The organism is Rhodanobacter ginsengiterrae, assembly GCF_050026815.1.
Classification (GTDB): Bacteria; Pseudomonadota; Gammaproteobacteria; order Xanthomonadales; family Rhodanobacteraceae; genus Rhodanobacter; species Rhodanobacter ginsengiterrae.
Genome location: NZ_JALBWO010000056.1, coordinates 12616 through 38412 on the forward strand (window position 1 = coordinate 12616; position 25797 = coordinate 38412).

Below are 25797 nucleotides of genomic sequence, written 5' to 3' on the forward strand. Positions count from 1 at the left end.
AATGAGACGTAGCTGGTGGCGGATGGGCATCATCGCGCTTGCTGCCATCCTGAGCTGCGCGACCTGGGCGGCGGACCCTTCCTCGGCCGGACCGGAACCCGCCCAGCAGCCCACGGGCAGGATGGTGGCGCAGATCACGCTGGACGGACCGATCGGTCCTGCGGCTGCCGAGTATTTCGAGGATGCCTCGCAGCGCGCCGAGCACGATGGCGCGCAAGCCATCGTGCTGCAGCTGGATACGCCCGGCGGTCTGTCCGAGTCGATGCGGCAGATCATCTCGCGCATGCTGGCCAGCGAGATCCCGGTGCTGGTCTATGTTGCGCCCGCTGGCGCCCGTGCCGCCTCGGCGGGCACCTATATCCTGTACGCCGGCCAGATCGCCGCGATGGCGCCAGCGACACACCTCGGTGCGGCGACGCCGGTAGCGCTGGGCGGCAGTACGCCGCTGCCGTCACCCACGGCGGATGACCAACCCGCGTCCACCGGTTCTGCGCCAGCCGATGCGGGCGAAAGGAACGGCGGCGAAGATGCCGAATCAAACAAGGTCAGCCATGACGCGATTGCCTACATCCGCTCGCTGGCGCAGCTGCGCGGGCGCAATGCCCAGTGGGCCGAGCAGGCAGTGCGCGGCGCCGCGACACTGACCGCCAGCGAGGCGGCGCAACAACACGTGATCGACTTCGTGGCCAGCGACGTGAGCGACTTGCTGGCCAGGTCAAACGGCCGCACCGTGACGCTGGGCCAGCGCACGGTCACGCTGGATCTGCGGGGCGCCACGGTGCGCGCCTATGCGCCGGGTGCGCGCACCCGCTTCCTGGCGATCATCACCCACCCGACCATCGCCTACCTGTTGTTGCTCGGCGGCATCTTCGGGCTCGGCCTGGAAGCGTTGCATCCGGGAGCCATGTTGCCCGGCATCGTGGGCGCGATCAGCCTGCTGGTCGGCATGTATGCGCTGCAGCTGTTGCCGGTGAATTACGCCGGCCTGGCGTTGATGGCGCTCGGCATCGGCCTGCTGGCAGCCGAGGCGGTGAACCCCGGCGTGGGTGCGTTCGGCGTGGGCGGGCTGGTGGCGTTCGTGACCGGTTCGGTGATGCTGATGAACAGCGATGTGCCCGGCTACGCGGTCAACCTCGGCGTGATTGCGGGCCTCGCCGTGGGCGCGGCCGGCCTGCTCGGCCTGATCGCGTGGCTGGTGCTCCGCTCGCGGCGAACCCGTCTGTTCAGTGGCGACGCGTTGATGCTGGGTGATACCGGCGAGCTGCTGCAGGCCGTTGCGGGTGACGGCGAAAGCTGGATGATGTTGCATGGCGAGCGCTGGCGCGTGCATTGCGCCAGCGCCTTGCCGGCCGGTGCGCGGGTGCGCGTGCTGGCGCGGCAAGGGTTGCTGTTGCAGGTTGAGCCGGCGCAAGCCGAACCGGAAATTTCATGAATGGCGGGAGATAGGCATGTTCGGATTTGTCGGTGTACTGATCATTCTCGGCGTGATGCTGCTGTTCGCCACGGTCAAGATCCTGCCGGAGTTCCAGCGTGGCGTGGTGTTGACCCTGGGCCGCTACACCGGCACCAAGGGCCCCGGCCTGGTGCTGCTGATTCCGCTGGTGCAGACGATGATCCGGGTCGACCTGCGCGTCACCGTGATGGACGTGCCGCCGCAGGACGTGATCTCGCGCGACAACGTGTCGGTGCGGGTCAACGCGGTGGTCTATTTCCGCGTGGTCGAGCCTGAAAAATCCGTGTTGCAGGTGGAGAACTTCCTGCAGGCCACCAGCCAGCTGGCGCAGACCCGCTTGCGCTCGGTGCTGGGTCAGCATGAGCTGGACGAGATCCTGTCCCAGCGCGACTCGATCAACCACACCTTGCAGGTGACCCTGGACGAAGCGACCGATCCGTGGGGCATCAAGATCATGAACGTCGAGATCAAGGACGTGGACCTCAACGAGACCATGGTGCGCGCGATTGCCCGCCAGGCCGAGGCCGAGCGCGAACGCCGGGCCAAGGTGATCCACGCCGAGGGCGAAATGCAGGCGGCGGAGAAACTGCGCGATGCCGCCGCGATGCTGTCGCAGCAGCCGCAGGCGCTGCAGTTGCGCTACCTGCAGACGCTGTCGGACATGTCCAACAACGGCAAATCCTCGACCATCGTGTTCCCGCTGCCGCTGGATCTGATCAAGCCGCTGCTGGAGGCGTTCCCGTCCAAGCGGGATTCGGGTACAACGGACTGATTCATTCCACTCGGGCAAGCAACATGGATGCACCATCCGCGGCCGGAAGCCTGGTCTGCGTCGGCCTGGGCATGACCCTGGGCGCCCACTTGGGTCCGCTGGCGCGCAGCCACATCGAACAGGCCGAGGTGGTGTTTGGCGCGCTGTCCGACGGCATCGTGGAATTGTGGCTGCAGCGCATGCATCCCGATGTGCGCAGCCTGCAGCCGTTCTACCAGGAAGGCAGCTCGCGCATGGACACCTACTGGCAGATGGTCGAGGCCATGCTGGTCGAGGTGCGCGCCGGCAAGCGGGTATGCGGGGTGTTCTACGGACACCCCGGCGTGTTCGCCTGGGTGCCGCACAAGGCGATCGAGCTGGCGCGGGAAGAAGGCTTCCGCGCGCACATGGAGCCGGGCATCTCGGCCGAGGACTGCCTGTATGCCGATCTCGGCATCGACCCCGGTGCTTACGGTTGCCAGCATTACGAAGCCAGCCAGCTGCTGTTCTACCAGCGCCGCGTCGATCCCACCGCGTATCTGATCCTGTGGCAGGTCGGCGTGGTCGGCGACCAGTCGATGGCGCGCTTTTCCACCAACGCGGCCTATCGCCAGGTGCTGGTCGACGTGCTGGCCCGCGACTATCCACTGGATCACGAGGTGATCATCTATCGCGCCGCGACCTTGCCGATCCAGTCGCCGCGCATCGAACGGCGATGGCTGGGCACACTGGCGCAGGCAACGGTGGAAATGGCCGACACCGTGGTCCTGCCGCCGGCACGTCCGCTGCAGCCCGATCGGGAAATCCTGGCGCGCTTCGATGCGCTGGACCAGGCGCTCTCCGCCGCATCCTGAGCGCGGGGGAGTGCGCTGGCGGTGCGGCAGCGGGGGCGCTATGCTGCCGAGCGCGTCCACGGGGAGGTATGCGGACGCGCTGCGGCAGGGGAGCAGGTGATTTTTTCGATGGGCCGGCTGGACACAGAGGCAGCGCGCATGGTCGTTATCGACAGCGTCCGGCCGCAGGTCTGAACGCCTGTCATGGCATTGCGATCGGGTTCAAGGGGGAATCTTGTCAGACATTATCGATTTCATGGAAAGGATGGGCGGCGACGCGCAGTTGTCGCAGGCTTCGGTGGAGGAGTTAGGTGCGTCCTTGTCGGCTACCGACATGGCACCTGAGCTGCGGTCGGCGATACTCGCGAAAGATGCGCAGCGTCTGGGAATGTTGTTGGGAACCGCCCCAGAGTGCCTTTTGCTTGCGCCACCGGGTCCCCCGGGTACCGGGCCTAGTCCCATGCAGCCGGCGGTACCGCCGCCGCCGCCGGATGAAGCCGAGGAAGTCGAAGAAACCAAAGATCTCTCCCGGCATGACGAGGTCGCCGTAAGCCCTGAACACCGGCGCGAATCGCCGCGGGCCTAGCTGATGCCCAGCCTCGGCGCTTGGTGTCGACCGATGCTGATCAGCATGATCAGCATCGCCGCCCTGCTTGCCGGCGTGGTCCACGCGACCGCGCCTGCGAGTAGCGATGAAGGGGCTTCTCTGCTGCAGCAGGCTGAAACGGAAGTCTGCGTCACCTCGCTTTCCGAGCAATGCGTAAGACTGTTGCACCGGGTGGAACAGGTGGCCAGTCAGTTGACGGTGGAACAGCTGCAGCACCTGCATTACCTGCAGGCGTGGCAGGCCGCCTTTGGCGGTGATTATCAGAAATCGGACGCGCTGATCGATGACGTTCTGGATAAATCGCGGGATGTGAATCTGCGCCTCAAGGCGGCGATATTCCGGGTGGACTCGCTGTCGGAGCAGTCTCGCTTCGAAGAAGCCTTTCGCGAGCTGAGCCAGTTGGTTGTTTCATTGCAGGATGGCACGGGTATTACTCCGCGCATGCGGGAACACGGCTTTGTGGTGGCATCCTCTCTGTACGCGGGAGCCGGGCAGTACGAGCTGGCTTCCTATTACGCCAGCGAGATCTTCAAGCAGGGTCTGGCTAGCGACGGCTACACCTGTGTAGACGACCACGCGCGCATCGCGGCGCAGTACGGCGGCGGCAACTGGCAGGGCATGGACCCGCTGATCGCGCAGGGCATCGAGGTCTGCATCAAGGAGCGCAACAGCCTCTACGCCAATGGCATCCGCTATTTTGCGGCCAAACTCGATATCAGTCGTGGCCATCCGGAACGCGCCATCGCCCTGTTGTGGAAGAATTACCCTGCGGCGGAACGCGACGGTTATGCGCCGCAGCTCGCGCAGTTCAATGCCTTGCTGGCCACGGCCTACAGCGAAACCGGACAACTGCAACTGGCGCGCGAGTCGGCGCTGGCGGCGATCACGCATGGCACGCACAACCATTACGCCGAAGCCATCAGTACCGCCTACCGGATCCTGTACGTGGGTGCGAAGCAGCAGGGTGATATCCCTGCTGCACTGGCTTACCACGAAAAATACATGATCGCCGACAAGGGCTATCTGGACGAACTCAGCGCCAAGGCGCTCGCGTTCCAGACGGTGCAGCAGCAAGTGGTGGCGAAGAAGCTGCAGATCGACACGCTGAACAAGCAGAACAAGATCCTGCAGTTGCAGCAGTCGCTCGACCAGAGCGCGTCGCAAACCAATCGCCTGTACCTGATCCTGTTGCTGACGGTGCTGGCCTTCATCGGGTTCTGGACCTACCGCATCAAGCGCTCGCAACTGCGCTTCATGAAGCTGGCCCGGCGCGATGGGCTCACCGGCATCTTCAACCGCCAGCACTTCGTCAGCTCGGCCGAGCAGCAGCTGCAGTATTGTCGGAAGTCGTCGCGCGAGGCGTGCCTGGTGCTGATCGACCTTGATCATTTCAAGGTCGTCAACGACACCCACGGGCATGCGGTCGGCGACCGCGTGCTGAAGCGTGCCGTGTCTGCCTGCCAGCAGCATCTGCGGTCCACCGACATTTTTGGTCGGCTTGGCGGTGAGGAATTCGGCATCGTGCTGCCCGAATGCACGCTGGAACAGGCGCTCGGCCGTGCCGAGCAGATCCGCGTGGCGATCGCCACCGCGGCCAGCGGCGAAGAGGCCACCGGCGTGCCGATCTCGGCCAGCTTCGGCGTGGCGACGATCAGGCGCTCGGGTTACGACTTGCGCAAGCTGCTGATCGATGCGGACGATGGCCTGTATCGCGCCAAGCGCGAAGGTCGCAACCGGGTCAGGGTTTGCGACGACGCGCAGCCGCGCGAGCGCGTCGCCGGCGTGGCCACCGAAAACGCGTAGATCGATTGCAGGAGCGCACCCTGTGCGCGATGCTCTTCGGCAGGCCACACACACCACGCAAGAGCCATCGCGCACAGGGTGCGCTCCTACAACAACATCAGGGTTGTCCGGTGCGGCTCAAGGTGACGCCGCGTCCTGCGGTTTTGTCGACGGCGCATCCAGCTTGTCGAAATTGACGATGGCGTTGAATACCAGCGGGTAGCTGCCGATGGTTTCGCCGCGCCAGATCGGGTTGCTGGCAAACAGCAGCACGTGGCCCTTGCCGTAGCGCGCATCAACCACGGCGGCGCGTTCGGCCATCTCGTCGCCGCCGTCGAGCAGGCCGGAAATCAGCAGGTTCTTCGCCTCGGCATAGCGCAGGATCACCTGCGGACGCTGGCCGGCCGGAATCACCCACGGGTTGTTGCGTAGCTGCTCGGCATTCAGCGGCATCGGCTGCCACGGCTTGACGTCGGGCAGGGCCGGCGCGGCGGTGGCGACGCGACCTTCCGGCGTGTCGGTGTCGTGCGGACCGCCGCGACCGGTCGGGCGCTGGAAGGTCTTCGCGCTGGGCAGGCCGTGGTCGCCGGTGAGCAGGTTGGACACGCTGAACGACTGGCCGGCCGCGCTGTACAGCGCCAGCTCGTCGCGGCGGTAGCTGGCGGCGATCGGGCTGCGGCGGTCGATGAATTTCGCCTGCAGCACGCTGCCGACAACTTTCAGCTTGTTGCCCGGGGTGACGAACACCCCGGGCGCCAGGCCGCTGTCGATCGCGAACCTGGCGGTGTCCTCGGCGGTGACCAGCAGGCCGCCGTCATGCACGAACTGCTTGAGCCTGGCCAGGCCAGCCTGACCAAGGCCGGGCCGGATGTCGTCGGTGGCGTCGATGTGGCCGATGTTCGGCGTCAGCGCGGTGGTCTTCCACGGCAGCGGGTTGCCCCACATCGGCATGCCGTCGATGATCTGCTGCGTGCTGGCGTCGCCGATCGGCGCGAACAGGATGACGTCGTACTTCGCGCGCAGGTTGCCGCCCTTCGCCACGTCCTGGGTGTTGATGTAGTCGTACGGAATGTGCAGGTTGTCCAGCGCGATGCGCCACCAGCCTTCGGTCTGGGTGCCCAGCCAGCTGTGCATCAGCGCGATGCGTGGCAGCTTGCTGTTCGGAACATCGATCGCTGCCAGTCCCGCTGGCACGCTGACCGCCTGGCCGATCGCGCTCATCGGCGCCTGCAGGATCGCCGGGTCGGTGACCCGTGCCAGCTGCACGTCGAACAAATCGCCCATCGACCAGCCGGTGTCGTCGTAGGGATGTTGCTGCGGGTCCTTCGGCGACCAGTACTGGCGGTCCAGCAGGGTATCGGCGATGCGCGAGTAGGGCTGGTCCATGCGCACCACGTAGCTGCCGGCGGGGAAGGTCTGCGTCGACGGCTTCTTCTGCCCATCGCCCGACGCGGCCAGTGTCACGCTGACCGGCGCGCTGGTGCGGTTGATCTCCACATGCTGGCGTTGCAGCACGCGCAGCAACTGGGCGCGCGAGCCGGGGCGTGGATCGCTGGCAGGAAACACGTAGGCGGCCGGGCCGGCCTGCTGCGGCTTCTCGATCGAGCGCCTGGCCTTCAGGTAGAAATTCTTCAGGAACTGCTGGCCGTTGGCGGAGAAGTAATTCAGCGCGGTGAGCAGGCCGGTCTGCTGGTAGTTGTTGTTGTTGCGCTGCGACCACAGCACGGTCGGCAGCGGCGGATTGGGCCGGTACCAGGTGCGTTCGTATTCGGACGGCTCGAGGATCCGCTGCACGGTGTCGGCGCCGCCGTTGCCGAAGGTTTCGTAGAGCCGGCTGATGCCGTTGTGCATGGCGGCGATGAACATCAGATAGCCCGGGCTCCAGGTGTCGAAGTCGCCGTGGGTGAACACGCCGGGCATGCCCAGCCTGGTCATCTGCTGCACGTTGTCCCAGCCCAGCTGCTGCCACTCGCCGGTGAGGATCGGGTCGATCCACGCGTTGTACGGGCCGTCGCCCACCGTGTTGTCGTACAGGAACGGCACCGACTCGTGCAGGTCGTGCAGCACCTGCGCGTGCCAGCCGACGAAGGTGTCGGCGACATGGCGGGTGAGCGCCAGCGACATGCCCATCGCGTCGCGGTTGTTGTCGTGCGCCACGTAGTGGCCCCAGTACATCAGCTGCGGATAGTCCTGACCGGGATGCGCGAGATGCCAGTTGTACACATCGACCATGCGGTCGCGGCCGTCGACCTCGACCACCGGGGTGATCAGGGTGATCACATGCGAGCGGATGTGGCGGATGTACGGCGCCTCGTCCACCGCCAGGCGATAGGCCAGCTCCATCAGGGCGGTGGGCGAGCCCGTCTCGGTGGCGTGGATGGCGCCGGTGATGTAATAGACCGGCGTCGATTGCGCGACCAGCTGGTCGGCCTTCGCATCGTCCATGCCGATCGTGCGCGGGTCGGCCAACTGCGCCAGTCGCGCCTGGTTTGCGTCGAGGTCGGCCAGCAGGCTTTCGTCGGCAATCGCCACCGCGATCATCTCGCGGCCTTCCTCGCTCTTGCCGATGCTGAACACCTTGACTCGCGGACTGGCGGCGGCCAGCGCGCGGAAATAGCGATGCACGTCGGCGGTGTATGGCAGGTAGTCCGGTGCGCCGGCGATGTGGCCCAGCACTTTCTCCGGCGTGGGCACGCTGGACGAGGCGGGCAGGTAGTCGGTCAACGGCGTGTTGAACGACGGGTCGGTGGTGAACTTCCGGATTTGCGCGGTGTAAGCCTGGTCGACCGGCTGCCCGGGCGCGCGGGCGTAGTCGGTGGCCACGCCGGTGCTGGCGGCCTGGGCGGCGAACACGCCCAGCGTGAGCAGCATTCCGCATGAGAACCGGAAGGTCGTGTGCATGATCAGCTTCCCCGTGGCCATGGCCGGCCGATCCCGTCACTTTGCCAGAGCATGCCCGAGTGCGGATAGGCCATCAGTCAGGCAGGGATCTGGCCCGCTCGTACCGTGCCGGTCGGCACAGGTTCGCATCAACATTCCGGCGCACAATCGCCGGCACCCCTTGCCGTGGAGAAGCGCCATGCGACCGACCGTGCTTGCAACCCTGCTTTGTCTTGCCCTTCCCGCCGCTGTCGCGGCGCATGCCCCGAACGCTCATTCGGTCGCGCAAAAGGCTGCCGTGCAGAAGGCGCTGAACGATCCGGCGCGTGCCAGCGACAAGGCTGACGACAACCGCCGCAAGATCGAGCAGGTGATGGAATTCGCCCAGGTCAAGCCGGGCCAGAGCGTGCTCGAACTGGTGCCCGGCAGTGGCTACTGGACCCGCGTGTTCAGCGCCATCGTGGGACCGCAAGGCCATGTCTACACCGTGTGGCCGAACGAGATGGGCAAGTTCGATACCGAAAGCCTGGCCAACTGGCAGAAGCTGGTGGCCACGCCGCACTACGCCAACGTCAGCATCCTGCAGCAGCCGGCGGCGAAGCTGCAGGCGCCGGCGCCGGTGGACCTGGTGTTCACCGCGCAGAACTACCACGATTTCCACGACCCGTTCATGGGCCCGATGGACATCGCCGCGTTCAACCACCAGGTGTTCGATGCACTCAAGCCCGGCGGCCTGTTCGTGGTGATCGACCATGTTGCGCCCGCCAGTTCCGGGCTGGCCGACACCAATACCCTGCATCGCATCGACCCGGCTTCGGTCAAGCAGGAGGTGGAAGCGGCCGGCTTCGTCTTCGACGGCGAGAGCAAGGTGCTGCACAACGCTGCCGATCCGCACGACATCAAGGTGTTCGACAAGTCGATACGCGGTCACACCGACCAGTTCATCTACCGCTTCCGCAAGCCGGCAAAGTGATCGACGCCACGCGACCTGCTTGAGTTGCGGTGCTGCTTCGCGGCACCATCGGAACACACCTTTCCGATGATGCCGGCAGGAGCGCCGTGAATTCCGATGATCGCACGGTACCGGCGGCTGATCCCGACGATCCGCCACCGGTACGTCCGTCCGAACCCGATGCTGCCGATTGCTGCGGCGAAGGTTGCGTGCGCTGCGTCTACGATGTGTACGAGGAAGCGCTCGAGCGCTACGAGACGGCTTCGGCGGCATGGCGCCTACGCCATCCGCCACACGGCAGGGAAGAACAGGCATGTGGGTAGCCATCACGCGTGAAGTCAGCCCGGCACTGGGCGACTGCGAGCTGTCGTTCGTCGAGCGCGCCGCGATCGATGTGGCGCAGGCCAGCGCGCAGCATCACGCCTACCAGCGTGCGCTGGAAACGCTGGGTTGCCGGGTGATCGCGCTGCCGGCCGAGGCTGAGCTGGCCGACTCGGTCTTCGTCGAGGACACCGCGATCGTGCTGGACGAGGTGGCCGTGCTGACCCGCCCCGGTGCGCCTTCCCGTCGCGGCGAGGTGGCCAGCATCGCTGCTGCGCTGCGCGACTGGCGCCCGCTGCTGGCGATCGATGCGCCGGGCACCATTGACGGCGGCGACGTGCTGCGCCTGGGCCGCACGCTGTACGTCGGCGAGTCCGCGCGCAGCAACGCCGCAGGCATCGCGCAGCTGCGCGAATTGCTGGCCGGCCACGGCTACGCCGTCGAAGGCGTGCCGACCCAGGGCTGCCTGCACCTGAAATCCGCCGTGACCCAGCTCGACGATCACACGGTGTTGTTGCAACCGGCCTGGGTGGAGCGCGCGCGCTTCGCCGGTTTTGAGGTGATCGAGGTCGACCCGGCCGAGCCGCACGCCGCCAACGTGGTGCGCATCGGCGACGCCTTGCTGATGCCGGCCAGCTTCCCGCGCACGCAGCAACGTTTGCTCGATGCCGGTTTCGCCGTGACCGCCGTCGATGTCTCCGAATTGCAGAAGGCCGAAGGCGCCGTCACCTGCTGCAGCCTGGTCTTTCGCGCAGCGGGCTGAACCATGGTCATTCGTTACCGGCTTGCCCGTCCGCAGGATGCCCGTGCGATCGGCGTGCTGGCACGCCGGGTGACGCGGCGCTGGATTCTGCCGGAGCAACCGGCCAGTGCCGCCGCGGCGTTGCTCTACGGCATGGGTGCGCGCGTGATCCGGCGCAAGATCCTCGCCGGCCAGCGCTTTCAGCTGGCCTGGCTGGATGGCGAACGGCTGGTCGGCGTGGCGGCGATGCGCGAAGACTCGCACCTGTTCCAGTTCTTCGTCAGCACGCGCATGCACGGCCACGGCATTGCCCGCCGGCTGTGGCAACGCGCCATGGATGACGCATTTAGCCGCGCCGGCACGCGCCGCTTCACCTTGAATTCGTCGGCGATGGCCGTGCCGGTGTATCGACGTCTTGGTTTCGTGTGCAGCGGTCCACTGCAGATCAGCGACAACGGCCTGGTGACCCAGCCGATGCATCTGGACCGGCCCTGAGCCAAACGGGGCGTGCGGGATATCCGACGAGCACCCTCCCTTCGTGCTTTTGCGATTGCCGTCATGGCAACTACGAATTTTGGTCATACCACGGCAAGCGCCGGTCGCTTATAAATCGCGCCGGGGGAATCCTTGCCAACGCGTAGGGATTTGACAATGTCATGGAAAAACAAGATCGCCCGCAGCCTGGTGCTGGCGGGATGCGTGGCCTGTTGGCCGACGCTGGCGGCTCCGCTGCTGCCGGACCATCAGGAGTTCGATGCCGCACTGCAGGTGCCGTTCCAGGCGGCAGCAGGACGGGACATCGTGATGCACTTCGAGTACCCCGGGGCCCATCCGGGCACGCCGGTGGCGTGGCAGATCGCGCTGCTCGATCGCGACGGCCGGCTGCTGCGCGAATGGGACGGCGGTTCCGTGCTGCATACGCGGCAGGCGCAGGCCGGCATCCACTGGGATGGCCTGGATGCACGCCACAAGCCATTGCCGGCCGGTTACTACAACCTGCGCCTGCGCGCGATCGCGCTGGACGATGACAATGCACACCGGATCGGCAGCGGCCTGGCCAATCACGCGCTGGTGCTGGCAGAACGCCTCGCGCCCCAGGCGATCACCGAGCAGCGCCAGGAAATCCAGGTAGGCCAGGTGCCGGCGGCAGTCATGCCGCACTTCACCGCGCTGGCGCGACACGCCGGCCAGCGTTCGCTCGCGAGCACCACGGGCGGGCTTCCCTACACCATCTGGTATGGCGACCTGCACAGCCAGACCAACCACAGCGACGGTGGCGGCGCACTGGCCACCTGCCATGGCGAACAGAGTCCGCAGAGCAGCGCCTACGGCCCGGCCGACGCCTACCAGTACGCGATGGACCACGGCCTGGACATGCTGATGACGTCCGAGCACAACCACATGTACGACGGTTCCACCGGCACCAATACCTCGGCCAATCCGGCCACCGCGCACAACCTGTTCGCGTCGGGCCTGCAGGCCGCCGCCGCGTTCCGTGCCGCGCATCCGAATTTCCTGGCGATCTACGGCCAGGAATGGGGCGTGATCAGCAACGGTGGGCACATGAACATCTTCAACGCCGACGGCCTGATCGAGTGGGAGAAGAACAGCGCCGGCCAGCTGATCGGCGATTACGAGATCGCCAAGGGCGATTACGCGTCGCTGTACACGCTGATGCGCAGCAAGGGCTGGATCGGCCAGTTCAATCACCCGGCGCAGAGCGGCCAGTTCAAGGTCAACGGCAGCGACTTCGGCTACACCGCCGATGGCGACCAGGTGATGGTGCTGGCCGAAGTGTTGAACAGCTCGGCGTTCTCGGTGAACACCACCGAATCGGAAACCGTGCGCCCCAACTACGAGATCGCCTTCAACACCATCCTCGAACGCGGCTTCCATGTGGCGCCGGGTTCGGATCAGGACAACCATTGCGCGAACTGGGGCGCCAGCTTCCGCAACCGCACCGGCGTGCTGATACCGACCGGTACCGCGCTGAGCCTGCAAAGCTTCCTCGATGCGCTGCGCGCGCGCCGCGTGTTCGCCACCGAGGACAAGACCGCGCAGATCGTGCTGACCGCGAACGGCCACGTGATGGGCGAGCGTTTCGACAACAGCGGGCCGCTGACGCTCGGCGTCAACTACGCCAGTTCTTCCGGCCAGAGCGCCCAGCGCGTGGAGGTGTTCGAGGGCGTGCCGGGCAGCAATGGCAGCGTCACCAGCCTGTCCGAAACGGCCACGACCACGTTCACCCCGGCCACCGGCGAGCATTTCTACTACGCCAGGATCACCCAGGCCAACGGCCTGCGTCTGTGGTCGGCGCCGGTGTGGGTCAGCGAGGGCAGTGGCGGTGGTGACACCACGGCACCGACGGCCAGTGCCAGCGAGAGCGGCAGCAGCGGCAGCATCACCTTCGATGCCACCGCCAGCGACAACGTCGGTGTGACGCGGGTGGAGTTCTACGTGGACGGTGCGTTGACGGCGACCGACGCCAGTTCGCCATACAGCGCCACGCTGGACTCGACCACGCTGGCCGACGGCGCGCATGTGCTGGTCGCCAGGGCGTACGATGCGGCCGGCAACGTCGGCAGCAGCAGTTCGGTCAGCTTCAGCGTGTCCAACGGCAGCGGTGGTGGCGACACCACGGCACCCACGGTGAGCGCCTCTGCAAGCGGCAGCAGCGGCAGCATCGCGTTCAATGCCACGGCCAGCGACAACGTCGGCGTGACGCGGGTGGAGTTCTACGTGGACGGTGTGCTGAAGGCCACCGACGCCAGCGCGCCATACAGCGCCTCGCTGGATTCGACCACGCTGACTGACGGCACGCATGCGCTGGTCGCCAAGGCGTATGACGCGGCCGGCAATGTCGGTACCAGCGGAGCGGCCAGCTTCAGCGTCTCCAATGGCGGTGGCACGACCCAGCTGATCAGCAATGGCAACTTCGAGAGCGGTTCGGCGAGCTGGACGCAAACCAGCGGGGTGATCACCAGCGACAGCAGCGAGCCGGCGCATGCGGGCAACTGGAAGGCGTGGCTGGACGGGTATGGTACGAAGCATGTCGACTACGTGCGGCAGAAGATCAGCATTCCGGCGGGCGTGGCCAGCGCGACCCTGGACTTCTTCATGCACGTGGACACGGCCGAGCCGACGACCACCGCTTACGACAACCTGCAGGTACAGGTGATCACGTCCACCGGCAAGGTGCTTACCCTGGCCACCTTTTCCAACAAGGACGCGGCCGCCGGGTATCAGGAAAACACGCTTAGCCTGAATGCCTACAAGGGCCAGACCCTGCAGATCAATTTCCACGGTGTGGAAGACAGCACCGGGCAGACCTCGTTCGTGATCGACGACGTCTGCGTCAAGACGCAATTGACCGGCGGGCGGGCGGCGTGTCGACGCCGCCCGCCGCGCTGCATGCAAGGCGATCCATGCAACACCGGGATCGTGCGGCCCGGGTCACCGGGCCCGGGGAAGGGCGGGCTACACTGCGTCGACCATTGACTGCCAGAGAACCACCCGTGACCGATGCCATGTACGCCAGTTCCATTCCCGTATTCAAGCAGATGCTCGGCGGCCTCGCCGCCATCCTGGCCAAGGCCGAAGCGCATGTGGTGGAGAAGCATATCGAGCCGACCGCGTTGACCCAGGCGCGGCTGTTTCCGGACATGTTCCCGCTGGGCCGGCAGGTGCAGATCGCCTGCGACTTCGCGCGCGGCGTGTCGGCGCGGCTGGCCGGCGCCGACGTGCCGAAGTACGACGACAACGAGCAGAGCTTTGCGCAACTGCGCGACCTGATTACGCGCACCCTCGGCTTCATCGACGGCTTTGCGCCAGCGCAGTTCGACGGCAGTGCGCAGCGCGAGATCGTCATCCGGCCGGGCACGCCAAAGGAGCGCCGGTTCGACGGTCAGGCGTATTTGCTGAGCTATGGCCTGCCGCAATTCTTCTTCCACGTCACCACCGCGTACGCGCTGCTGCGCCACAACGGCATCGAGATCGGCAAGCGCGATTACATGGGGCAGTACTGACAGCCGTCGGCGAAGGAACCCGCGCATGAGCAACAACAGCGATGCGTCAGTCACGGTCGCGATGATCCGCTTTACTCACTTGCGCTGGCTGGTGCGCATCATGCGACACCCTTCGGCGGTGCTGCTGATCGTGCAGCTGGCCGGGTTGCTGCTGTATCCGTTCATCGAACAGACGCGTCCGGCGCGTGCGCTGCTGGGCGCCTTCGGCATCCTGGTGCTGGGGTTGGCGATCTCGATGGTACGGCGCACGCCCGGGCGGGCCTGGATCAGCTTCGGCATCGCGGTGCCGGCGGTCGTCTTCAACGTGCTCGACCTGACCATGGACATGCCGCAACTGCGTCCCTGGTGGGCGGCACTGGAAGCGGTGTTCTACTTTTATGCGGCGGGTTGCCTGATCGCCTACATGCTGGCGGATCGGCGCGCGACCCGGGATGAATTGTTCGCCGCCGGCGCCACCTTCACCCTGCTGGTCTGGGCGTTCACCTTCGTCTACGTGGTGTGCCAGACGCTGCAGCCGGGCTGCTTCTCCGCGGCGGTGAACCCGCAGGCGCCGCGAACCTGGACCGAGCTGCTGTTCCTCAGTTTTGCCTTGCTGTCCAGCACCGGCATCGGCGACGTCATTCCGATCACCGTGCATGCCCGCGCGGTGGCCAGCCTGGAGATGTTCGTCGGGGTGATGTACATCGCGCTGGTGGTGTCGCGACTTATCGGCCTGACCCTGCTGCGCAAGGGCGAGTAGTTCCCGCGTGGGTTGCCCGCACCGCGGGAAACGGCAAGGCTCGCTGCCTCGCCGTTTCGCCGGGTTGCCGATGCACTTACTTGTTCTTCTTCTTTTCCTGCTTGGCGGCCTTTTTCTCCTTCATGGTCTTGGCCGGTTTCTTCTTCTCGTCCTTCTTTGAATCCATGCCCTTGCTCATATGTTGCTCTCCGCGATGTGGATGAATGGCTGTGACGCATGGACAAGTCTAAGCGGTTCTGCCGGTCTGGGGCAGGGTGCTCAGATGCGGTCGGTGGGTGCCAGGTAGCGCCACTGCCCGGGCGGCAGTTTCGCCAGCGGGATGCGCCCCACGCGCAGGCATTTCATCGCCAGCACCTCAAGGCCGACGGCTTTGCACATCGGCTCGATCTGGCTCGACGACATCCGCTTGAACGCGAAGCGCAGGCGCTGTTCGCTCTGCCAGCTGACCTTGATCGGCGGCATCGCGTAGTTGTTGAAGCTCAGCCCGTGGTTGAGCAGGGCCAGCCCGTTGGGGATCAGCTCGCCGCGGACCTCGACCACGAACTCCTGCTCGATGCGGTCGATGTCTTCGCCGAGCTTGCGGCTGACCCGCCAGTCCTGGGTAAAAAGCAGCAGTCCGCTGGCGCTGGTCGGCAAGGCCAGCGGCGCGGTCAGGCCGTGCATGTGCCGGTGCAGTGGTCGCACGCCGGACGCGTCGTCGGGCGATCGCGTGGCGGGCGTGACCAGCGCACTGGCCGGGTTCGGACCGTTGCCGGCGTCGTAGCCGGCCGGTTTGTGCAGCACCAGGGTGACTGCCTCCAGCGGTGCCAGCCGCGCGGCGGGGTCAATCTCGATGAGCTGGTCCCCGACCATGAACTGGGGCTCTTCCACCACCGCGCCGTCGACGCGGACCCAGCCGCCCTCGATGTATTGCTCGGCCTCGCGGCGTGAACACTGGGCCAGCGCGACAATGCGTTTGGCAAGGCGGACGGGTTCGGTCATGGGGGTGCCACAGAGTAAGGGTGGGCCATTGTAGGTGCTGCAGACGGTGGCAATTGCCCGGTGCGGCCCCACATCGTGGGCTCAACCTTTCTGGCAAGGGCGCGACATGATTCCGTTTTCCATTCTCGATCTGGCCCCGGTGACCGAGGGCAGCGATCCGACCGAAGCCTTCCGCAACACGCTGGACCTGGCCCGATGGGGTGAGCGGCTGGGCTACCGGCGCTACTGGCTGGCCGAACACCACAACATGCCGGGCATCGCCAGCGCGGCCACGGCGGTGCTGATCGGCCATGTGGCCGGCGGCACGTCGAGCATCCGCGTGGGCGCCGGCGGCATCATGCTGCCGAACCATTCGCCGCTGCAGGTGGCCGAGGCATTCGGCACGCTGGCCTCGTTGTATCCAGGCCGGATCGACCTGGGGCTGGGCCGTGCGCCGGGCACCGACCAGGCCACCGCGCGTGCCTTGCGCCGCTATTTCGACGGCGCCGACAGCTTCCCGCAGGATGTGCTGGAACTGCTCGGCTACTTCGAGCCGGCGCGGCCCGGCCAGCCGGTGCGTGCGGTGCCGGGTGCCGGCGTCGAGGTGCCGGTGTGGCTGCTCGGCTCCAGCCTGTTCAGCGCGCAACTGTCGGCGCAGCTCGGCCTGCCGTTCGCCTTTGCCTCGCACTTCGCACCGGATGCGATGGACGAGGCGCTGGCGCTGTACCGGCGCGATTTCATCCCGTCGGCGCGGCTGCAGCAGCCGTACGCGATGCTCGGCCTCAACGTGGTCGCCGCCGACAGCGATGCCGCGGCGCGGCGGCTGTTCACCACCCAGCAGCAGAGCTTCATCAATCTGCGTCGCGGTCGCCCGGGCCTGATCCCGCCGCCGATCGACGATATCGAGGCGTACTGGACCCCGCCGGAGAAGCTCATGGTGGAGCGGGCGCTGGCCTGCGCCGTGGTCGGTGACGTCGGCACGGTGACCGCAGGCGTGGCTGCCTTCATGGCGCGACATCGGCCGGACGAACTGCTGATTACCGCCAACGTGTTCGAGCACGCCGCGCGCCGGCATTCCTTCGAAATCGCCGCCGCGGCACGGGATCGCCTGCAGGCGGCATGAGTCACCACCACTGCTTCGGGCCGCCAATCGGCCATAATGGGCGTTGTTCTCCCATCTCGAAGCTCGCTGACGCATGAAAACCCCCAAGGGCCTGCAGGACCTGATCGACGAAGGCGTGATCGATCAGGTGCTGCGACCGCTGAAAAGCGGCAAGGAAGCCTCCGTCTACGTCGTCCGTTCGGGCGAGGATATCCGCTGTGCCAAGGTCTACAAGGACATGGCGCAACGCAGTTTCCAGGCGCGCGTGCAATACCAGGAAGGCCGCAAGGTGCGCGGCAGCCGGCAGGCGCGCGCGATGGGCAAGGCGACCAAGTTCGGCCGCAAGGAAGCCGAGGCGGCGTGGAAGAATGCCGAGGTCGACGCGCTGTACCAGCTGACCGCCGCCGGCGTGCGCGTGCCGAAACCGTACGGCTATTTCAGCGGCGTGCTGGTGATGGAGCTGGTCACCGATGCGAACGGCTACTCCGCGCCGCGGCTGGGCGAGGTGGAACTTTCCGCCGACACCGCCCGCGCATACCACCGCTTCCTGATGCAGCAGGTGGCACGGATGCTGTGCGTGGGGCTGATCCATGGCGACCTGTCCGAGTACAACGTGCTGGTCGGGCCGGACGGTCCGGTGATCATCGACCTGCCGCAGGCGGTCAGCGCCTCGGGCAACAACAACGCGCGGATGATGCTGCGGCGTGACGTGGGCAACATCAGCATCAGCCTGTCGCGCTTCGCGCCGGAGCTGCTGGACACCCATTACGGCGAGGAGATGTGGGCGCTGTACGAACTGGGCGAACTGCACCCGGACAGCGAGCTCACCGGCCAGTTCGAGTTCGACGAAACGATTGCCGACGTGGACAGCGTGATGCAGTCGATCATCGACGCGCGCGAGGAGGCGATCATCCGCCAGCAGGGGCGTGAAGCCGCGGCGCAGGAAGACTGATCCCCGATCTGTAGGAGCGCACAGGGTGCGCTCCTACAGGTCTTGCCGAGGCCGGTGGAAAGGGTCTTCAGTGCGTGCTGACGTCGACCAGTTCCACGTCGAACACCAGCGAGGCGTTCGGCGGGATATCGCCGCCGGCACCTTTCGCGCCATAGCCCAGCTCGGCAGGAATCAGCAGGGTGCGCTTGCCGCCCACCTTCATGCCGGCCACGCCCTGGTCCCAGCCGTCGATCACGCGACCGGCGCCCAGCGGGAAGTTGAACGGCGCGCCGTGGTCGTACGAGCTGTCGAACTTGGCGCCGTGCTTGTCCTTGGCGCTGTCGTCGTAGAGCCATCCGGTGTATTGCACCAGCACGTCCATGCCGGGCTTCGCTTCGGCGCCGGTGCCGACCCTGGTGTCGATGATGGTGAGCTTGTCGACCTTGCCGCTGGCGTGTGCCGCGGGCGGGGTACTGCAGGCGGCGAGGGCGAATACGGTGAGCAGGGGCAGCAACCAGCGCATGGGTGACTCCGTGGAAACATGGGCGAAGCGGCGATTATCCGGCAAACGGCGCGCGCCGTCCCGGTCGAGCCGACTCAGGCATGCGGATTGGCGATAGCCCGATGCTCACTGCGCGCCGTCTGCCAGACCTCGCGCGCCGCATCGGCATTCATCAACATGATGCCCGCGCCGACGATCATGTCGGGCCAGACCGCATGCGTCATCGCGGTGGTCGCGCCGGCGATCACGATGGCGATATTCGCGAAGACGTCATTGCGCGCCGACAGGAACGCGGCGCGAGTCAGGCTGCCACCGTGATGGCGGTAGCGCATCAACAGCATCGCGCAGCCAAAATTGACCAGCATCGCGCCTAAGCCGGTGACCGTCAGCGGCAGTGGTGCTGGCGGCGCGGGCAGCTGGAACTTGCCCCACAGCGCCCACAGCGTGGCGAGCGCCGGCACCAGCAGGATGCCGGCCAACGCCATGCCCACGCGTGCCCGCGCCTTCAGGCTCCAGCCGAGCGCGAGCAGGATCAGCAGGTTCACCGAAGCGTCTTCCAGAAAATCGACGCTGTCGGCGAACAGAGAGACCGAACCGATCGCCAGTGCCACCGCGAACTCGACGCCAAAGTAGCCCAGGTTGAGCAACGCCACGATACCCACGATGCGACGCAGCGCGGTGTCATGCGTGGTCATCGGTGCACTCAACTCAGTTCACCGTTTCGGCGGGCGCCATGCGTTTGGCCGGCTCGACGGCCACTGCATCCACATCGTTCATCAGCTGCAACTGGCCGTCCTGGATCAGCGCCTGCAGGCGCATGCCACGCTGCAGCAGCGCGACCAGCCCGGCCACGGTATCCAACGGGATGTCGAGCACGGTGAGGTTCTTGTTGCGCGCCAGCGCGCTGGCGTTCTTGTTCCACCAGATCTCCGCCGCGTTGCCGCCGTAGTTGATCACCACCACCTGGCGCGAGCGGCCGCAGGCCTTGCGAATGCGGGTCTCGTCCGGCTGGCCCACCTCGATCCACAACTCGATCTCGTCGGTATAGGCCTTGCGCCACAGCGCCGGTTCGTCCTCATCGCTGATGCCCTTGCCGAATTCCAGCCGATCCTCGGCGTACAGCGCGAACGCCAGCAGGCGCACCATCAGCCGTTCTTCGGTTTCCGACGGATGCCGCGCCAGAGTCAGTGCATGGGTGGCGTAGTAATGCCGATCCATGTCGCTGATCTGCAGTTCGACCTTGTAGATGGTGGAGTTGAGTGCCATGGGTATGCCTTGAGACAACAAGCCGACCATTCTACGCGCCGGGCAGCACTTACACTGGCCTGACATGAGCCCGCCGACGCCATCCTTCATCCGCGATGCCCGCGCCAGCACTGTGCACCTGCCGGCCGGCAACTGGGCGACGGTGCTCGATGGCCTGTGCGCGCACTTCGCCGCGATCAGTCGCGCGCAATGGCTGGACCGCATCGAACGCGGTCGCGTGCTGGATGGACACGGCGGCCCGATCACGCCGCACACGCCGTATCGGGCGGGCCTGCGCATCCATTACTACCGCGAGGTGGCGGACGAGCCGGTGATCCCGTTCACCGAGACCGTGCTGCATGTCGACGAGCATCTGCTGGTGGTCGACAAGCCGCACTTCCTGCCGGTGACCCCGGCCGGCGGTTTCGTCGAACAGACCCTGCTGCGGCGGCTGATCCGGCGACGGGGCAACCCGCAGCTGGTACCGCTGCACCGGATCGACCGGCTCACCGCGGGGCTGGTGCTGTTCTCGGTCAATCCGGCCAGCCGTGCTGCGTATCAGGCACTGTTCCGCGAGCGACGGATCGACAAGCGCTACGAGGCGCTGGCCCCGGCACTGCCGCAGCTGACCTTTCCGCTGGTGCGTCATTCGCGCATCGTGGCGGGCGAGCCGTTCTTCCGCATGCGGGAAGTGGCTGGCGAGCCGAACAGCCAGACGCGGATCGAGCTGCTGGAAGACGCCGACAACGTCTGGCGCTACGCGCTGTTCCCGGTCACCGGCCGCAAGCACCAGCTGCGCGTGCAGATGGCCGCGATGGGCGCGCCGATCATCAACGACACGCTGTATCCGGCGCTGACCGGGAAGGCCGACGACGATCATCAGCGGCCGCTGAAACTGCTGGCGCACAGCCTGGCGTTCATCGATCCGCTGACCGGCCAGTCGCGGCGATTCACGAGTCGGTTGAGGCTGTGAGGCGCGGCCGGGCGGCATTCAGCGGCCCGGGTCAACGGCGTCGAAATACCCCTCGACAGCCATTCCACGCTATCTTCCACTGCAGCATCCATCCGGGGGAGAGCCACAAGTGAGTGCACAACCAGTTTCCATCAGTTCGCCACGTACCGAGTTGACCGTACGCGGCCTGATCATCGGCATCGTGATCACCCTGGTGTTCACCGCAGCCAACGTGTTCTTCGGCCTCAAGGCCGGGCTGACCTTCGCCACCTCGATTCCGGCGGCGGTGATCTCGATGGCGATCCTGCGCAACTTCAGGAACTCGACCATCCAGGAAAACAACATCGTGCAGACGATCGCCTCGTCGGCGGGCACGCTGTCGGCGATCATCTTCGTGCTGCCCGGCCTGGTGATGGTCGGCTGGTGGACCGGCTTTCCGTTCTGGATCACCTTCGGCATCTGCGCCACCGGCGGCATTCTCGGGGTGATGTACACGATCCCGTTGCGCCGCGCACTGGTCACCGATTCGGACCTGCCTTATCCCGAGGGCGTGGCCTGCGCCGAGGTGCTGAAGGTCGGCGGTGGCGACGATTCGGAATCCACCGCCGAGGAAGGCAGCCGCGCCGGCTTGCTCGCGGTGCTGGGCGGCTCGGTGGTGTCGGCATTGTTCGCCATCGTGGTGGCCACCCGCGTTTTCGGCAGTGACGTGGCGCAGTATTTCCGCCTGGGCGAGCGCGGCTCGGCGACCGGTTACGACTTCAATCTCTCCTTCGCGCTGCTGGCGGTCGGTCACCTGGTGGGCTTGTGGGTGGGCCTGGCCATGCTGTTCGGGGCGGTGATCGCCTGGGGCTGGGCCGTGCCGCACTACACCGCACTGGTTGGCGCAGCCGGTGCCGCTGCCGACATGGCGCAGGCAGCGTGGAGCACCAAGGTGCGCTTCATCGGCGCCGGCACCATCGGTGTGGCGGCGATCTGGACGCTGGCCAAGCTGGTCAAGCCGGTGATCGGCGGACTGTCCGCCGCGATGGCCTCGTCGCGCGCGCGCAAATCCGGCCAGGGTGCCAGCCTGCCGCGTACCGAGCTGGACATGCCGATCGGCATCGTCGGCCTGATCAGCCTGTTGTGCCTGGTGCCGATCGCCTGGTTGCTCGGCGACTTCGCGCGCAGCACGGGGCTGGGCGAGCACATGGGCCTGCTGCTGGTCGGCGGCCTGGTGTTCGTGGTGGTGATGGGTTTCCTGGTGTCGGCGGTGTGCGGCTACATGGCCGGCCTGATCGGCTCGTCCAACAGCCCGTTGTCGGGCGTGGGCATCCTGGTGGTGATCGTTGCCGCCTTGCTGCTGGTTGCCGGCGTGCAGTCGCAGTTGCCGGTCAGTGCGGGCAAGGGACTGGTCGCGTTCGCGCTGTTCGCCACCTCGATCGTGTTTTCGGTGGCGACCATCGCCAACAACAACCTGCAGGACCTGAAGACCGGCCAGCTGGTCGATGCCACGCCGTGGAAGCAGCAGGTGGCCCTGGTCGCCGGCGTGCTGGTGGGCGCGGCGGTGATTCCGCCGGTGCTGGATCTGGTCAATCAGGCGTATGGCTTTGCCGGCATGCCAGGTGCCACCGCGCGCGCGCTGGCGGCGCCGCAGGCCGGACTGATCTCCGCGCTGGCGCAGGGGGTGATCCAGGGCAATATCGACTGGAACCTGATCATCATCGGCGGCGCGATCGGCGTGGTGCTGATCATCCTCGACGTGATCCTTCGTGGCAGCAGCAAGTCCGCCTCGCTGCCGCCGCTGGCCGTGGGTCTGGGCATCTACCTGCCGACCTCGACCACGCTGATGGTGGTGGTGGGCGCGATCGTCGGCTGGTACTTCGACAAGCGTGCCGAGCATGCGCACGATCCGGAAGCCACCAAGCAGCTGGGCGTGCTGCTGGCCTCGGGCATGATCGTGGGAGAGAGCATCATCGGCGTGGTGATCGCGGCGATCGTGGTGTTCTCGGGCAAGGATTCGCCGCTGGCCCTGGTCGGACCCGGCTTCGGCACCGCCGCGATCTGGCTGGGCGGCATCGCCTTCGTGCTGGTCAACGCCGGCCTGTACCTGTGGGTGGCGCGCCTGGGTCGTCGCCCGGTCAACGCCTGAGCCAACCGGCGGCAGCAGCCACGTACAATATCGCCTTCGTTGATTGACTGAAGACATGACGTGACTGCTGCCGGCGTATTCGCGGCCGCGCCCGATGCGGCGCTGGCCGCCCTGTTTGTTCCTTTCCAGACCCACGAACTGATCCTGCCGGCCGATGGCAGCGTGCTGTTCCTGCGCGCCCGCGCAGGCGTCAGCCTGCGCGAGATGGCGCAAGCGGGCTGGCTGTGCGAGCAGAGTTTCCTGCCGTTCGCCGACGAGCTGGGTCGCAACGGCCTGCGCGTGGGCGAGCCGGCCATCGATGAAAAATTTTCGCTGGTGCTGCTGTTGCCGCCGCGCCAGCGCGACGAGGCGCGCGCCTTGTTTGCCCGCGCACTGATGCACCTGAAGCCCGGCGGCTGCGTGCTGGCGGCGATGCCGAATGCCGAGGGTGCGAAGTCCGGCGAGGCGGATCTGGCCAAGCTGGCCGAGCCCGTGCAGCACCTGTCCAAGCACAAGTGCCGGGTGTTCTGGAGCACGCCGCAGGCGGGCGGCATCGATCAGGGCCTGCTCGCACAGTGGCGGGCGCTGGATGCGCCACGGCAGATTGTCGACGGCTACGTCAGCCGACCGGGCCTGTTTGCCTGGGACCGCATCGATCGCGCCTCGGCCTTGCTGGCGCAGCATCTGCCAGCGGACTTGCATGGCAGCGTGGCCGATCTCGGCGCCGGCTACGGTTATCTGGCCTGCCAGGTCGCGGCGCGCTGCCCGCGCGTGCAAGCGCTGGATCTTTATGAAGCCGAGGCGCGTGCACTGGAGCCGGCGCGAATCAACCTGGCGCGGGCGAAGCGCGAGTCAGGACGCGAGCTGGCGGTGACGGTGTATTGGTGCGACGTCAGCCGCGGCCTGGCGCAACGCTACGACGCCATCGTCAGCAACCCGCCGTTCCACCAGGGGCGCGCCGACCTGCCCGAACTGGGCCGGGCATTCATCGTCAGTGCGGCGGAGGCTTTGCAGCCAGGCGGCCGGCTGTTGCTGGTGGCCAATCGGCATCTGCCCTACGAAGCGGTGCTCGCCGCGCGTTTTCATGAAGTACGCACGCTGGTCGTGCAGGAAGGATTCAAGGTGATCGAAGCCATCGGAGTGCGTGGATGAAACTGGTCAAGATGATCGCGAACCTGGGTTACGGCAGTCGCAAGGACGTCACCCAGCTGTTCCGCTCCGGACGCATCACCGATGTCGATGGCGAGGTGCTGTACGCCGACGACGAGGTGGCCTACGAGACGATCCGGGTCGACGACGAGCCGCTGGATCCGCCGCCAGGCCTGGTGCTGATGATGAACAAGCCGCTCGGCGTCACCTGCTCGCGCAAGGACCCGGGCCGGGTCGTCTACGACTTGCTGCCACCGCGCTACAGCGTGCGTTCCCCCGCGCTTTCCACCGTGGGTCGGCTCGACCGCGATACCTCGGGCATGTTGCTGTTTACCGACGACGGCGCCTTGCTGCACCGGATCATCTCGCCGAAAGCGCAGGTGACCAAGGTCTACGAGACAACCCTGGCGCAGGACCTGCGCGGCGACGAGGGCGAGCTGTTCGCCAGCGGCACGATGATGCTGGAATCGGAAAAGGAGCCGCTGGCACCGGCGACGCTTGAGGTGCTTGGCCCACGGCAAGCGCGGGTCAGCGTCACCGAAGGCCGCTATCACCAGGTGCGCCGGATGTTTGCCGCCAGCGGCAACCATGTCGAGACCCTGCAGCGGATTGCGGTCGGCGGGCTGGTGCTGGGTGAGTTGCCGCTGGGCGAATGGCGTGCGCTCGAGGCCGATGAAGTGGCGCTGATCTTCGCCTGACGTCGTCGGCGCGCCTACAGCATGTGCACGGCGGTGGGAATGCTCGCGCCAAACCATCGGTGCCGCTCGTCACGGCAGCTTGGGCTGCCCATCGCGAACTTGCGGCAGATGACCGGACGGTCTTCGTAGATGGTGCAGCCGGAGGTGTTCGGGTCCACCGCGGCGCACCAGCCGTCCTCACCCTTGGCCAGCGTTTCCATGCCGCCCTCGTCGCGGGCAATCAGCCAGGTGGGGACGTGGTCTTCGGGCATCAGCACCACGGTGAGGCGGCAGCAGACGGCCTCGCAGGTGTTGCAATGCACGCCGGGGTCGACGCTTTCGGCGTACAGGTCGCTGTCGTCAAGGCTGGGCTGATTCATGCGTCAGCATGTCACCGCAGCGATGAACGGGATGTTGAGGTGCGGATCAGTCCGCCTGCTCGTCCCACAACGCCTGCCAGCCATCCCGGCCCAGCCGGCGCAGGGTTTCGACGTTGCGCCGGTAGATCGCGTCGGTGTCGCTCATCTGCTCCATCGCGCGCTCCACGCTCGCCTCGCGCAGCAGATGCAGGGTCGGGTAGGGCGAGCGGTTGCTGAAATTCTCGACGTCGTCCGGCGCGCTGTCGGCAAACTGATAGTGCGGGTGGAAGCTGGCCACCTGCCATTCGCCTTCCAGCCCCAGTGTCTGCACGGCGGCGTCGGCCACGTCGAGGAAGTCGTTGTAGTCGAGGAAGTCGCCGAGCACGAACGGGTGGATCAGCAGGCCGGTTTCGCATTCGTCCGGGGTCAGCGCATGGAGCGACTGCAGTTCGCCGCACAGGTCGTCCAGCAACGCATCGGTGTCGCGCGCGTGGCTCACCCGCATGCGCAACTTGCCCTGCACGTGGGGCGCGCGGGCGAACGGGCACAGGTTCAGCCCGATCACCGCCCGCTCCAGCCAGCGGGTGGTGGCAGCCAGGTAGGGCGCATCCTCGGCCAGGGCGTCGGCGTTGAGATCGTTGGCGGAGGACGTGGTCATGCAGGTTCCGGAGCGATGGCGACGCCGACTATACCGGTTGCGCGGCGGCGGAACGGCGGTGGCGTGCGAT

General features: G+C 66.4%; 24 protein-coding genes. 17 read left to right on the forward strand and 7 right to left on the reverse strand.

Annotation, left to right across the window (positions count from 1 at the left end):
- The first annotated feature begins 1 nt into the window (after nucleotide 1).
- The 4 genes from ACQGNJ_RS12865 (at nucleotide 2) to ACQGNJ_RS12880 (ending at nucleotide 5447) form a co-directional block, all read left to right on the forward strand.
- Nucleotides 2-1432, forward strand: a complete 1431-nt coding sequence (locus ACQGNJ_RS12865; protein ID WP_426689652.1) for an NfeD family protein — start codon at nucleotides 2-4, stop codon at nucleotides 1430-1432.
- A gap of 16 nt (nucleotides 1433-1448) precedes the next feature.
- Nucleotides 1449-2225 carry a slipin family protein gene (locus ACQGNJ_RS12870; protein ID WP_426689653.1) on the forward strand — a complete coding sequence of 259 codons (777 nt, stop codon included), beginning with the start codon at nucleotides 1449-1451 and terminating at the stop codon, nucleotides 2223-2225.
- 23 nt (nucleotides 2226-2248) lie between these two features.
- Nucleotides 2249-3058, forward strand: coding sequence for an SAM-dependent methyltransferase (locus ACQGNJ_RS12875; RefSeq protein WP_426689654.1), 810 nt, complete (start codon nucleotides 2249-2251; stop codon nucleotides 3056-3058).
- A gap of 610 nt (nucleotides 3059-3668) precedes the next feature.
- Nucleotides 3669-5447: a GGDEF domain-containing protein gene (locus ACQGNJ_RS12880; protein WP_426689655.1), complete on the forward strand. Its 1779-nt coding sequence runs from the start codon at nucleotides 3669-3671 to the stop codon at nucleotides 5445-5447.
- A gap of 117 nt (nucleotides 5448-5564) precedes the next feature.
- Here ACQGNJ_RS12880 and ACQGNJ_RS12885 read toward each other — a convergent pair whose 3' ends face one another.
- The gene (locus tag ACQGNJ_RS12885; protein WP_426689656.1) at nucleotides 5565-8327 is read right to left on the reverse strand and encodes a M14 family zinc carboxypeptidase; all 2763 of its coding nucleotides are present in this window, start codon (nucleotides 8325-8327) and stop codon (nucleotides 5565-5567) included.
- Between the two features lie 178 nt (nucleotides 8328-8505).
- Between ACQGNJ_RS12885 and ACQGNJ_RS12890 the strand changes: the two genes are divergently transcribed.
- From ACQGNJ_RS12890 to ACQGNJ_RS12920, 7 genes are all read left to right on the forward strand, one after another.
- Nucleotides 8506-9279: a class I SAM-dependent methyltransferase gene (locus tag ACQGNJ_RS12890; protein ID WP_426689657.1), complete on the forward strand. Its 774-nt coding sequence runs from the start codon at nucleotides 8506-8508 to the stop codon at nucleotides 9277-9279.
- Between the two features lie 86 nt (nucleotides 9280-9365).
- Nucleotides 9366-9581 carry an oxidoreductase-like domain-containing protein gene (locus ACQGNJ_RS12895; protein WP_426689658.1) on the forward strand — a complete coding sequence of 72 codons (216 nt, stop codon included), beginning with the start codon at nucleotides 9366-9368 and terminating at the stop codon, nucleotides 9579-9581.
- Nucleotides 9572-10342: a dimethylarginine dimethylaminohydrolase family protein gene (locus ACQGNJ_RS12900; RefSeq protein ID WP_426689659.1), complete on the forward strand. Its 771-nt coding sequence runs from the start codon at nucleotides 9572-9574 to the stop codon at nucleotides 10340-10342. Before ACQGNJ_RS12895 ends, ACQGNJ_RS12900 begins: the two co-directional genes overlap by 10 nt.
- Nucleotides 10343-10345: 3 nt before the next feature.
- Complete coding sequence (locus ACQGNJ_RS12905; RefSeq protein WP_426689660.1) at nucleotides 10346-10816, forward strand: GNAT family N-acetyltransferase; 471 nt, start codon at nucleotides 10346-10348, stop codon at nucleotides 10814-10816.
- A 156-nt stretch (nucleotides 10817-10972) separates the two neighbouring features.
- Nucleotides 10973-13819: an Ig-like domain-containing protein gene (locus ACQGNJ_RS12910; protein WP_426689661.1), complete on the forward strand. Its 2847-nt coding sequence runs from the start codon at nucleotides 10973-10975 to the stop codon at nucleotides 13817-13819.
- 17 nt (nucleotides 13820-13836) lie between these two features.
- Nucleotides 13837-14346: a DUF1993 domain-containing protein gene (locus ACQGNJ_RS12915; protein ID WP_426689662.1), complete on the forward strand. Its 510-nt coding sequence runs from the start codon at nucleotides 13837-13839 to the stop codon at nucleotides 14344-14346.
- 25 nt (nucleotides 14347-14371) lie between these two features.
- On the forward strand, nucleotides 14372-15085 hold the full coding sequence (locus ACQGNJ_RS12920; protein WP_426689663.1) for an ion channel: 714 nt from the start codon (nucleotides 14372-14374) through the stop codon (nucleotides 15083-15085).
- 258 nt (nucleotides 15086-15343) lie between these two features.
- Here the strand turns inward: ACQGNJ_RS12920 and ACQGNJ_RS12925 are convergent, their stop codons facing one another.
- The gene (locus ACQGNJ_RS12925) at nucleotides 15344-16066 is read right to left on the reverse strand and encodes an rRNA pseudouridine synthase (protein WP_426689664.1); all 723 of its coding nucleotides are present in this window, start codon (nucleotides 16064-16066) and stop codon (nucleotides 15344-15346) included.
- Nucleotides 16067-16172: 106 nt separating this feature from the next.
- Here ACQGNJ_RS12925 and ACQGNJ_RS12930 point away from each other — a divergent pair, with 106 nt between their 5' ends.
- Together ACQGNJ_RS12930 and ACQGNJ_RS12935 are read left to right on the forward strand one after the other, a co-directional pair.
- The gene (locus tag ACQGNJ_RS12930) at nucleotides 16173-17168 is read left to right on the forward strand and encodes an LLM class flavin-dependent oxidoreductase (protein WP_426689665.1); all 996 of its coding nucleotides are present in this window, start codon (nucleotides 16173-16175) and stop codon (nucleotides 17166-17168) included.
- A 73-nt stretch (nucleotides 17169-17241) separates the two neighbouring features.
- On the forward strand, nucleotides 17242-18099 hold the full coding sequence (locus ACQGNJ_RS12935; protein WP_426689666.1) for a PA4780 family RIO1-like protein kinase: 858 nt from the start codon (nucleotides 17242-17244) through the stop codon (nucleotides 18097-18099).
- Between the two features lie 67 nt (nucleotides 18100-18166).
- Here the strand turns inward: ACQGNJ_RS12935 and ACQGNJ_RS12940 are convergent, their stop codons facing one another.
- The 3 genes from ACQGNJ_RS12940 to ACQGNJ_RS12950 all read right to left on the reverse strand — a co-directional run bounded on the left by ACQGNJ_RS12940 (nucleotide 18167) and on the right by ACQGNJ_RS12950 (nucleotide 19846).
- Nucleotides 18167-18601 (reverse strand): FKBP-type peptidyl-prolyl cis-trans isomerase, encoded by a 435-nt coding sequence (locus ACQGNJ_RS12940; RefSeq protein ID WP_426689667.1) that lies wholly within the window; start codon nucleotides 18599-18601, stop codon nucleotides 18167-18169.
- A 74-nt stretch (nucleotides 18602-18675) separates the two neighbouring features.
- Entirely contained in the window at nucleotides 18676-19275 is a 600-nt protein-coding gene (locus ACQGNJ_RS12945) for a cation efflux transmembrane domain-containing protein (protein WP_426689668.1), read from the reverse strand.
- A gap of 13 nt (nucleotides 19276-19288) precedes the next feature.
- Nucleotides 19289-19846, reverse strand: coding sequence for a YaeQ family protein (locus tag ACQGNJ_RS12950; protein ID WP_426689669.1), 558 nt, complete (start codon nucleotides 19844-19846; stop codon nucleotides 19289-19291).
- Between the two features lie 64 nt (nucleotides 19847-19910).
- Here ACQGNJ_RS12950 and ACQGNJ_RS12955 point away from each other — a divergent pair, with 64 nt between their 5' ends.
- The 4 genes from ACQGNJ_RS12955 to ACQGNJ_RS12970 all read left to right on the forward strand — a co-directional run bounded on the left by ACQGNJ_RS12955 (nucleotide 19911) and on the right by ACQGNJ_RS12970 (nucleotide 24731).
- Entirely contained in the window at nucleotides 19911-20798 is an 888-nt protein-coding gene (locus tag ACQGNJ_RS12955; RefSeq protein ID WP_426689670.1) for a pseudouridine synthase, read from the forward strand.
- Between the two features lie 109 nt (nucleotides 20799-20907).
- The gene (locus ACQGNJ_RS12960; protein ID WP_426689671.1) at nucleotides 20908-22905 is read left to right on the forward strand and encodes an OPT family oligopeptide transporter; all 1998 of its coding nucleotides are present in this window, start codon (nucleotides 20908-20910) and stop codon (nucleotides 22903-22905) included.
- Between the two features lie 60 nt (nucleotides 22906-22965).
- On the forward strand, nucleotides 22966-24036 hold the full coding sequence (locus ACQGNJ_RS12965; protein WP_426689672.1) for a class I SAM-dependent methyltransferase: 1071 nt from the start codon (nucleotides 22966-22968) through the stop codon (nucleotides 24034-24036).
- Entirely contained in the window at nucleotides 24033-24731 is a 699-nt protein-coding gene (locus ACQGNJ_RS12970; RefSeq protein WP_426689673.1) for a pseudouridine synthase, read from the forward strand. Before ACQGNJ_RS12965 ends, ACQGNJ_RS12970 begins: the two co-directional genes overlap by 4 nt.
- Before the next feature lie 14 nt (nucleotides 24732-24745).
- Here the strand turns inward: ACQGNJ_RS12970 and ACQGNJ_RS12975 are convergent, their stop codons facing one another.
- A complete protein-coding gene (locus ACQGNJ_RS12975) occupies nucleotides 24746-25090 on the reverse strand; it encodes a YkgJ family cysteine cluster protein (protein ID WP_426689674.1) in 345 nt (114 codons plus the stop codon).
- A 46-nt stretch (nucleotides 25091-25136) separates the two neighbouring features.
- Nucleotides 25137-25727 carry a DUF1415 domain-containing protein gene (locus ACQGNJ_RS12980; protein ID WP_426689675.1) on the reverse strand — a complete coding sequence of 197 codons (591 nt, stop codon included), beginning with the start codon at nucleotides 25725-25727 and terminating at the stop codon, nucleotides 25137-25139.
- Between the last annotated feature and the right edge of the window lie 70 nt (nucleotides 25728-25797).

What these genes read in the sequence shown, in the direction of transcription:
- ACQGNJ_RS12865 (WP_426689652.1), top strand. Translation starts at nt 2, where the DNA reads ATGAGACGTAGCTGGTGGCGGATGGGCATCATCGCGCTTGCTGCCATC.
- ACQGNJ_RS12870 (WP_426689653.1), top strand. Translation starts at nt 1,449, where the DNA reads ATGTTCGGATTTGTCGGTGTACTGATCATTCTCGGCGTGATGCTGCTG.
- ACQGNJ_RS12875 (WP_426689654.1), top strand. Translation starts at nt 2,249, where the DNA reads ATGGATGCACCATCCGCGGCCGGAAGCCTGGTCTGCGTCGGCCTGGGC.
- ACQGNJ_RS12880 (WP_426689655.1), top strand. Translation starts at nt 3,669, where the DNA reads ATGATCAGCATCGCCGCCCTGCTTGCCGGCGTGGTCCACGCGACCGCG.
- ACQGNJ_RS12885 (WP_426689656.1), bottom strand. Translation starts at nt 8,327, where the DNA reads ATGCACACGACCTTCCGGTTCTCATGCGGAATGCTGCTCACGCTGGGC.
- ACQGNJ_RS12890 (WP_426689657.1), top strand. Translation starts at nt 8,506, where the DNA reads ATGCGACCGACCGTGCTTGCAACCCTGCTTTGTCTTGCCCTTCCCGCC.
- ACQGNJ_RS12900 (WP_426689659.1), top strand. Translation starts at nt 9,572, where the DNA reads ATGTGGGTAGCCATCACGCGTGAAGTCAGCCCGGCACTGGGCGACTGC.
- ACQGNJ_RS12905 (WP_426689660.1), top strand. Translation starts at nt 10,346, where the DNA reads ATGGTCATTCGTTACCGGCTTGCCCGTCCGCAGGATGCCCGTGCGATC.
- ACQGNJ_RS12910 (WP_426689661.1), top strand. Translation starts at nt 10,973, where the DNA reads ATGTCATGGAAAAACAAGATCGCCCGCAGCCTGGTGCTGGCGGGATGC.
- ACQGNJ_RS12920 (WP_426689663.1), top strand. Translation starts at nt 14,372, where the DNA reads ATGAGCAACAACAGCGATGCGTCAGTCACGGTCGCGATGATCCGCTTT.
- ACQGNJ_RS12925 (WP_426689664.1), bottom strand. Translation starts at nt 16,066, where the DNA reads ATGACCGAACCCGTCCGCCTTGCCAAACGCATTGTCGCGCTGGCCCAG.
- ACQGNJ_RS12930 (WP_426689665.1), top strand. Translation starts at nt 16,173, where the DNA reads ATGATTCCGTTTTCCATTCTCGATCTGGCCCCGGTGACCGAGGGCAGC.
- ACQGNJ_RS12935 (WP_426689666.1), top strand. Translation starts at nt 17,242, where the DNA reads ATGAAAACCCCCAAGGGCCTGCAGGACCTGATCGACGAAGGCGTGATC.
- ACQGNJ_RS12940 (WP_426689667.1), bottom strand. Translation starts at nt 18,601, where the DNA reads ATGCGCTGGTTGCTGCCCCTGCTCACCGTATTCGCCCTCGCCGCCTGC.
- ACQGNJ_RS12945 (WP_426689668.1), bottom strand. Translation starts at nt 19,275, where the DNA reads ATGACCACGCATGACACCGCGCTGCGTCGCATCGTGGGTATCGTGGCG.
- ACQGNJ_RS12950 (WP_426689669.1), bottom strand. Translation starts at nt 19,846, where the DNA reads ATGGCACTCAACTCCACCATCTACAAGGTCGAACTGCAGATCAGCGAC.
- ACQGNJ_RS12955 (WP_426689670.1), top strand. Translation starts at nt 19,911, where the DNA reads ATGAGCCCGCCGACGCCATCCTTCATCCGCGATGCCCGCGCCAGCACT.
- ACQGNJ_RS12970 (WP_426689673.1), top strand. Translation starts at nt 24,033, where the DNA reads ATGAAACTGGTCAAGATGATCGCGAACCTGGGTTACGGCAGTCGCAAG.
- ACQGNJ_RS12975 (WP_426689674.1), bottom strand. Translation starts at nt 25,090, where the DNA reads ATGAATCAGCCCAGCCTTGACGACAGCGACCTGTACGCCGAAAGCGTC.
- ACQGNJ_RS12980 (WP_426689675.1), bottom strand. Translation starts at nt 25,727, where the DNA reads ATGACCACGTCCTCCGCCAACGATCTCAACGCCGACGCCCTGGCCGAG.